Below are 8,999 nucleotides of genomic sequence, written 5' to 3' on the forward strand. Positions count from 1 at the left end.
GCTTCCGGCTTTCGTCAAAGCCCCTCGCGCGTGGATGAGGCCTTTCTTCCGGCCAAAGTTTGGTAGGCTCCCGCCTCATGCCGAACGACCGTGAGCTCGACCACCTGCTCGCCTTGGGAGACCGAATCGTCGCCGACGCCAAGAAGGGCGGGGCCGACGTGGCCGAGTGCATCGTGCGCAGCGGGGCCGAGCTCTCGGTCCGTGTGCGCCTCGGCAAGCCCGAGCTCGTCGAAGAGGCCGGCACGAGCTCGGCCGGGCTCCGGGTCATCAAGGGCGGCCGCGTTGCCAGCACCTCCACGAGCGATCTCTCCGACGCGGGTCTCCGCCGCTTCGTGGCCGACGCGCTTCGAGCTCGCCGACCTCTGCCAGCGCGACGAGTTCGCCGGCCCCGCCGATCCGAGCGAGCTCTGCGATCCCAAGGCCGCCCCCGACCTCGACCTCTACGATCCCGCGGGTGGCTCGATCGACGCGAAGACCGCCCTCGACTTCGCCACGCGCGGCGAGAAGGCCGCGCTCGAGGTCGACCCCCGCCTCACGAACAGCGAAGGTGGCAGCTTCAGCCGCGTCGCCGGCGGGTCCGCCATCGTGCTCTCGAGCGGGTTCCGTGCAGCCTACAAGGGCTCGTACCAGAGCCTCAGCGTCGTGCCTCTCGCCGAGGACGAGGGCGGCAAGAAGCGCCGCGGCTACCACTGGACCGCGAAGCGCCACCTCGCCGAGCTCGACACCCCCGAGTCCGTCGGCAAAGAGGCCGCGCGCCGCACCCTCCGCAAGCTCGGCGCCAAGACCGTGAAGACGTGCGAGGTCCCCGTCGTCTTCGACCCGGACGCCGCGCGCTCCATCCTCGGCCTCCTCGCCGGCTGCGTCATGGGCAGCTCGATCTGGCGTAAATCGAGCTACCTCGTCGGCCGCGAAGGCTCGCGCGTGGCGAGCGATCTGATCACCATCGTCGACGATCCGCTCATCGTGCGCGGCCCCGGCTCCCGCCCGTTCGACGGCGAAGGCCTCGCGAGCCGCAAGAACCTCGTCGTCGAGGCCGGCATCCTCCGCACGTACCTGTGCGACAGCTACTCGGCGCGCAAGCTCGGTCGCAAGAGCACGGGCTCGGCGTCGCGCGGCGGCTCGGCGGGCGTCTCGGCGACCACCTCGAACTTCGTGCTCTCCCCCGGCAAAGACTCGGCCGAGTCCATCGTCAAGGGCACGAAGCGCGGCCTCTACGTGACCGACATGATGGGCTTCGGCTTCAACGCCGTCACGGGCGACTTCTCCCGCGGCGCCTCCGGCTTCTGGATCGAGGACGGCGAGATCACGTACCCGGTCTCCGAGGTCACCATCTCGCTCAACGTCGACGAGCTCTGGAAGACGATCGACGCCGTCGGCTCCGACCTCGACCTCCGCACGTCCACCGCGTCGCCCACGTTCCGCGTCGCCAAGATGACCGTCGCGGGCGGCGCCGAGGAAGAGTAAGCGCGCGAGCGCAGGAGAGAGAGCACGAGAGAGCGAGCCAGGGTGCCCCCCACCCGCGGGTGCTCGGCCTAACGGCCTGCGCGCCCGCGGCCTCCCCAAAGGCCGTTCTCGGCTTCGCGCCCCCGCGACGCCCGAGTCACCCCTCGCGCGAAGCCTCCGAGCGGCCAGGGGAGGCCCCCGTTGCCCTGGCCTCAGTCCCGAGCCGCGTCGCGTGCGCCCAACGGCACCTCGGGGTCGTCATGCGAACCCGCGCCCTGGGCTGCAGGTCATCGTGTAAATCGCGTTCGGACGCCGTTCGCTGCGGAGGGCGAAAGGTGCCGGCGTCGAGGTCGAGCGTGACACGCGTGTACGTGCTCATGTCGAAGTCGCCGCCTGGCACGTCGGCGGCCCGATAGACGCGGAAGAAGCGTTCGTACGCCGCGAGCGAAGCCCGCCACGAGCGAGGACGGAGGCCGCGGCGTCGTACGTCTCTTCGGTGTTCGTGGGAGGAAAGACCTTGTACTCAGGACCGGGCATGGCCGCGAAGACCCGCCCGTTCCATACTAGCACCCCGCTGTCCACGTCGAACGTCACGGGCACCGGCACGTCCGCGACCGATGCGTCGGCGCCCGTGATGCAACAGTCGACGCCGTTCTCCTGAAAGGGGGTCGTGCCAGGCGCGCACGCCCCACCCTCCCTCGGCTCCGCGAGCGTGGTCGAGAAGCTCACGGAGGTGGGAACGCAGCCGAACACCACGCTGCCGTCTTGCATGAGCGGCCCGGGCGCGCACGCGAGGGAGACGTCGGGGCGGCGTCGCGCGGCTCTCCGTCCGTGCCTCCATCGGCGGGGATGGGGCCGTCAGCGTCGGGAGGTGGCGAGACCACGTCCGGCCCGCTCGCGTCGCGGCTTCCAGCGTCGTTCTCGTCGAGCAGAGGGAGTGTCGCGGAGCACGCGACGAAGAGGATGGCCGGCGCCGCCCACGTGAGGCAGAGTGAGGATGGGACGAGAGATCATGGTGCCTCAAATGTAGGTGAACGAAAAGAGTTATCGTATCCTTGACCGCCCGGGCCAAAAACCATGAAGTAGACGACCGCACCAGGAAAGGTGGGCATCTCGACTTCCAGCGCGGTGTCACTCACCACGGCAAAGTTCGCGGCTTCCACTGGCCCACCACCGTTAAACACGTAGACCCCGAGGACTCCTTGAGCGAAGCCTGTCCCCGTGATCGTTGTGACCGTCGAGGTCGGCCCTGTCGACGGAGCGCACGATACGATAGTTGGACTTGGTGGAATTGCCTCTCGATTTATAGTAAGTGTGGCGCGATCGAATGCATTTCCACTCGCACGGACTATTCTGTTCTCGAACACCGCTAGTGCGTCGGCGTGGGTCCCTAGCCCCGCTCCCCATGCGATATCATTGAAATGGAACCATGTTTCGCAGTTGTCATCTGACGCCGCGATTCCCCAAACACTTCCGAGCCCGATGTTGTTCGCGGGGTCCAGTGCAAACCCCCTACAATCCAGACTCGTCCGTCGGGAGTCCGCAGTACAGAGTGGTAGTAGCGGCCTGCGGTTTGCCCCGCACCGCTTCCGAATGGAATCGGCGACGTGCCATCGGCATTTATCGTGTACCATGCCGCGCCGTCAAACGCGAAAACGCCGTCGAAGCATTCGTCCGCGTAGACTCCCCCAGACACCAAAAAGATTCGGTCTCCGATGAGCGGCATTCCGTACACCCCTGCCCTCGGAGACCACGGAACCGCGATGTTCATTTTGTCCAGGTGGCACCGCCGTCTGCTGACTCGTAGACGTCGTTCTGGGCCGAAGACGGCGTCTCGACGTCGAGCATTCCGCCCATGGCGTACAGAACTCCGTCCAGCGATCCGGCTATGCCAAGTGCCTGTCGTCCCAGTCAGCGTGGAGCGTCGCAGTGCGCCGCTCCCAAACCTCGCCCGTGCCCGCTAGGGACGTGCGCCATACCTCAGAATGAGGAGTTTGGGCATCGCTTCCAATTAGGTAGAAGTATCCGTCGCAGGCCACAGCCGCTGGAGTGTGAACTGGACGAAATCGAGCGCCCGCTCCGGACGTTGGCGGGGTTTGGTTGTGGCTTAGTAGTAGTTCCCATGTCTTCCCGCCGTTGTCGCTCTTCCATATCTCGTTGGTGCTTTCCGTGGCCCACTGGCCTGGATTCCAGCCCCCTATGAGAAGAATGCGCTTTGAGTCGAGCACGCACATGGTCGCGCCGTCGCGGTGCGACCAGTCGGCCTCCCCGTTGATTACGCGCTGTACCCATGGCCCCCGCCGTTGCCAGCCTGAAGGAAGGGGAAACTCACGGTACACCAAAGTTGCTCTGCGCGTGTGCGTAGGTGCCGTCAAGGGTAGCGTCGCTGAGGCGGTGTTTGTGCAGAAGATGCGCGCTACGCGCCCGTCAAAGAACTTGGTGGAGTCGTAGTTTACTCCGGTGCGCATCTGGCGATAGCCTGGGATGTCGCAGCTATCGGCCGTTGGGTTCTCTGCCCATGGGCCTCCGTTTACGCGAATGCCGATAGTGCCGCCGCCCGAACCGTACCTGAATGCTGGTTTTGGTTCCAAGGGCAGGTAGCGCCACTCTCGGAGTTGCCAGGTCCCGCTCACAGAGTTGAAGTGCCCCGCTTGGACGCCGGATGTTGAGACGGATATGTATATTTGCGAGGTTCCGCCGAAGATTAGCGCCTCGTCGTGGATCGCGCCAGAGCCGAGCAGTCCCCCCGATGTCGCACACGACCTCCATGGTGTAGGCCGTCGCCGAGAGAAAGTCGTCGGCGTCGAGGGCACTGTCTAGGTATTGGGTGGTCCCGTTGAAGGCCGCGGACGGATGAGTGCCGAAGTTTGGCCCGACAGAGGGAACCGTGCCAGCGACCAAGGTCCGCCCTCCGCTCGCGCCGGCGCTTGCAGTCCCCGTCCAGGTGCCTCCGGAGTAGTTGAGCCAGTAGCCCGTTAGGCTCAGCGTTGCCGGGTCGATTCCAATATTGGAATTGAGCGGAGTGTTTGACAAGATGTGCACGTTGACGCTTGCCGACCAGTCGACGTCAACGCCGTCTTCACCCGTGACCTTAAGGAGTACCGCGGACCCGACTCGGTCGAACCGCGCCGCAACGGTTTGCGGGAAGACGCTTCGAAACTCATTCCAGGCCCACGGTGCCTCTATTGTCGTCAAGTGCCTGACACTTGATTGTATGGCCCGGAGATCTGCTGTGTACGTTCGCGTTCCGTAACGCCCGAGTACGGTAGCGCGAAACGAGTAAGTGCGTTGTTTGGCGGCGTGACGCTCAGTAGCGTGGTTTCGGTGTCGTCCGCGGTCGCGACGTGCACCAGGCTTGATTCGGTCCGGGTCTTGGTTGCTCCTGCTGGGCTCCAAGACACAGAGTCATCGGTCCTGGGTTGATGAATGCCATGGTCGACGTGCCTTTCGAGTACGAGACGACTGTAGTTGCGACATGTCAGCGTAGGGAGTGCCTAATGGCCTGGGACGGTTCGGTGCTGCCGACCCGCCAACACTCTGCGGTCGTTCGATCTGGATGCGCCCCTTCGACCGCCCCTAGCGACGTCGAACCCTCCCCCTTATGCGAGACCTATCCATACCCTGCGTTGCCGTCGGGTCAAGGCATGCCGGGGCGATTTCTTCGAGGAGGCAGCATCATCAGCGTCGCGCTCAGAACTGGTGCTTGACGGTTCACGACGGTGCCCGGTACCATCCGAAAGGTGGGAGGTTTAATCATGGCGAGGACGAAGAAGACCACGGAGCGGGGTGGGGTCGAGGAAGCGGTTTCCGAGGCGCGTCGGGCGCTGGGGCTCGTGAAAAGCGCGCTCGCGGTGGTAGGCCTGGCCAGGTTGACGGCGGAGGAACGTCGGTGTCGCCGGGCCGCCTTCGCGAGGACGAAACCAGTGCGCTTGCGACCATTCTGGACACGGTGGACGCACACCCGGAGCTGTTCGTCTCGCTCGCGGACCGCGACGGCGGCCAGGATCCGCACACGCTCGAGACCGCGCCTGCGAGGCTGCGCTCGCGCGCCTCGCGTCATTCGAGCCGCTCGCCGCCGATCTTGAGGCGCTCCTCACCTCCGTGTCGGACGACCGCCTCGCGTCAGCGGCATTCGTGAAGAGCGTCACGGTGCCGGCCTATGGCATCGCCAAGGCGAACGCCCCGTGAACCCGAAGCTCGAAAGTCGATCGCGGGGCTCTTGACTTCTATGGGAAGGGCGCGCGCACCCGCGCCGCGAAGAAGACGAAGTAACGGCGAAGGTATCTGGTCCGCTGAGCACCGGAAGCGGCGGGCGGGCCCGCTCGAAGGCTCGAACGACCCTTGTGGGAGCGCGCAGCGATGCGCGCGAAGGGTCGAACGACCCTTGGGGGTGCCCTCAGGGTCATCCCGAAGGGTCGAACGACCCTAGGGACTGCGGTTCCGGGCGCTCCGGAAGCGTCGAACGACGCTTGGATCTTTGCGACGGTGGTCTCGAAGGTGCGCGAGGCTTGGTGCTGCGGCGATGGTGGTCTCTAAGGGTCGAACGAGGCCTTGAAGGTGACCGGAGCCTGGCGCGCGCGGTTGAGTAAAGGGATGCGCCTCTTGACCGCGACCCGGTCGGGTACGACGGGGTGCGCGATGCAACTACACGAGCTGCTGCACATCAACCGGCGAGTTGGCCGGGAACGACTTCAAGTCGCAACGTAGTGCAGGGGCGTGGGGTCGGGCACTAACTAGCCGGGTTTGGGGGCGGAATTGGTAGGGTCAAGAGGAAAATGCATCAAATCGACCTCGTCCGGGACGTGAACGCCACATCGATGAAGGCTCTGGGGACCGACCACGTATGCCGGTGCGTCGAAACGAGCTAAAGAGCGCTGGCGGGGCGCAAGTGCGGACGAGCCCCAGGTCGGCGAAGGCGTTGCACGTGCAGGTCGAGCCATGGCGGGAACGTCGGTGGCGCTTGGGCTCATGAGCGCTCTCCGCCGCGCGACAGACGGGCACGCCATGACGAACCGCCGCCGGAATGGGAGCGCGACTCTCGCAGAAGCTGCGAGGAGTCGGCACTTGTTTGCCGTTGGACGCCAAACGAAACCCATCGCAGATCGCGGAATCAGAGCTGGTATCCGTACTCGCGGGGTACACCGAGGAGTTCACGCGAGGCGTCTCCGCAAACTCGGGAGGGTGCGTCGTTGACCGTATTGGACCCGTGGAACGGCAGTGGGACGACGACCCGCATCCTCGAGATCGGGCACCAGGCCGTCGCGGTTCGACCTCAACCCGTTGCAAACCTCGTCGCGTCGGCGACGATTGTGCACCCGGATGACGCCGCGCACGTCACCGGGCTGCAGCGGCTTGCAGAGGCGAAGCTTCGGATCGCGGACGAGGATCTCGTAGACGTGCCATCGATGGCCCGCTCGGCCGTCGTGCATGCGTCCTGGGCCCGACTGCGCGGCGTTGCACGTCGAGCGCTGCGGCGACCGGGGTGACGCTCGCGCTCCTGCACGCGCCGTTACCTGGCGGCCCAGCCGGACGCGGGCTACAGTACACGCGCGTTCTGCGGTCGCTACCGAGGCGTGGCAAACGGCGCTCCACACCGTGATGCAGCAGGTGCACGCACGTCGCCGGGCGACAGTCGTTGAGTCGACTACGCCGGGATGCGTCCGCGATTCGTGGACCGAGACGGAGAGGTCGTCGAGGTCGAGCTGTTCGTCTCCGTTCTCGGGGCGAAACCTTCACGTACGCCGGGCGACGCGGACTCAACAGGTGCCCGGCTTCGTCGCAGGCGTTGCGCGGGCGCTCACGTTCTTCAGCGGTGTGCCGCGCGCGATAACGTGCCCGATCAACTCAAAGCGCCGTGGTGAAGGCGTGCCGCTACGACCTGGGGTGCGACGCCGCCGAGACCGCGCCGCACAGCACCACGGTTTTGCCGGCGCGGCCGAAGTCGCGCAACCAAGGACGAAGATCGGAGGTCAGCGTCCGGTTTGCCGAGCGGTGGTTGCTCGCGCGCATCCAGGACGAGAGGTTTGCTCGAGCCTTGGCGAGCTCAACGCGCCGCCTGCGTGAGCTCGTTTCGGAACTCAACACGCGGACGATGAAGACGCCACAAGGCGAGCCGCCACCAAAGCTCGAAGCGCCTCAGCAAGCCTGCCCCTCGGGCCGCTCCCCAGCAGGGTTCGAGACGCAGACGTGGAAGGAAGGTTGGCCTCAACGTCGACTACCACGTCGCGTTCGACGGCTTACTTTCACTCGGTCCCGCACGGCCTGCGTCATGGCGACGTCGAACCCACAGCTGAGGCGACGCCAAGCGCGATCGGGGAGTCTTCCACGGGCGCGAGCGCGTTGCCGCGCACTTGCGAACTACAACACCGGAAGCTTCACGACCACGACCGAGCACATGCCGAGCAACCACCGTGCTGCAAGGCCAGGTGGACCCCCTCGCGCATCCTCGACTGGGCCGATGGGATCGGCCCTCACACCACCCTCGCGGAAGCCATCCTCGGAGGGCGTCATCACCCGGGCTGGGCTACCGGCTCGTTCCTCCGGACTGTTTCGGCTCGCGAAAAAGTGCGGGAACGAGCGACTCGCCTACGCCGTGAGGCGCTCTACGTGGGGGCGAAGCGCCGCTCCGTGCTGACGGTCAAACACAACCTCGACGCAGCCCTTACCAGCGCCCCCGCCGCGACCGGTCCAGTCCACGAAAACTCCGCGGCGCCGACTACCACTGAGAGAAACAGGGAAGACATGCTGAGAGAACAAACTCTAGAAACTTCACCCGCATGGTTGGGCGTGCTCGCCTCCGCCCGGCTCGACCGAACAAGTCTCCGGCACCCTCGCGATGGCCTTCGACAATGTCCTTCGCCTCCTCGTCAAGCCGAGATGCTCGCTCATAGCTGCTCACGGCCGCGAAAAAATCTCCGCGACGCCGGCTCCGGATCACCGACGCGTGCATCAGGGGAATCTCCGCCTGTGAGCGTCAGCTCGACAAGCGTACCAGGTGCGCCGGCTCGCGACATGTCGTTGAGTGCCAAGCAGACGGCGATCGTCACGGGAACCACCGGGACGGGCAAGGCGACTACCTCGCATGCGCCCTCGCCCGTGAAGGCGTGCCGCAAAGGCTTCCGCGGTCTGTATCGACGCGTGGCGCGGCTCTTCGACGAGCTCCGCATCGCGCGGACTGGCACTACCACCGCGTCCTGTCTCTCGGATCGCAAGGCGGACGTCCTCGTGCTCGACGACTGCGCGCTCAGGCACCCCTTACCGAGGAGGCGCGCAGGGATCTACTCACGATCCTCCCGAAGACCGCTACGGCCTTCGCGCGACCGTCTTCACGGGACCAGATCGGACCCGACCGATGGCACGCGTACCTGGCCGACCCCACCGTCGACGGACGCCATCTTACGATCGTGTGCTCCCGGCGCTCACGAGATCGCGCTCACCGGGCCCTCGCGCCGCAAGACGCAGGAAAGAATCGAAGTCAAACTGGAGCTCCAGCAAGTGGCGGGCCGCTTACCCTGCTCGCGAGCCTGGAACCGTCATCGAGGCCTCAGGAGACGTCG

The 8,999-nt window shown here is 65.7% G+C and carries 4 protein-coding genes and 1 pseudogene; 3 read left to right on the plus strand and 2 right to left on the minus strand.

What is annotated here, in order from left to right; all coding sequences use genetic code 11:
* Positions 1-77: 77 nt before the first annotated feature.
* Positions 78-1,464, plus strand: a pseudogene (locus IPK71_17030) (TldD/PmbA family protein).
* A gap of 354 nt (positions 1,465-1,818) precedes the next feature.
* On the opposite strand, the gene IPK71_17035 reads toward IPK71_17030, so the two are convergent.
* Positions 1,819-2,172 (minus strand): hypothetical protein, encoded by a 354-nt coding sequence (locus IPK71_17035; GenBank protein MBK8215447.1) that lies wholly within the window; start codon positions 2,170-2,172, stop codon positions 1,819-1,821.
* A gap of 281 nt (positions 2,173-2,453) precedes the next feature.
* Complete coding sequence (locus IPK71_17040) at positions 2,454-2,810, minus strand: IPT/TIG domain-containing protein (protein MBK8215448.1); 357 nt, start codon at positions 2,808-2,810, stop codon at positions 2,454-2,456.
* A 3,822-nt stretch (positions 2,811-6,632) separates the two neighbouring features.
* On the opposite strand from IPK71_17040, the gene IPK71_17045 reads away from it, so the two are divergent.
* Positions 6,633-6,929, plus strand: a complete 297-nt coding sequence (locus IPK71_17045; GenBank protein ID MBK8215449.1) for a hypothetical protein — start codon at positions 6,633-6,635, stop codon at positions 6,927-6,929.
* 1,525 nt (positions 6,930-8,454) lie between these two features.
* Positions 8,455-8,999, plus strand: a 545-nt coding sequence (locus tag IPK71_17050; GenBank protein ID MBK8215450.1) for an ATP-binding protein, incomplete at its 3' end; no start/stop codon positions are given.

Source organism: Myxococcales bacterium, assembly GCA_016712525.1.
In the GTDB taxonomy this organism is placed as follows: domain Bacteria; phylum Myxococcota_A; class Polyangia; order Polyangiales; family Polyangiaceae; genus JAAFHV01.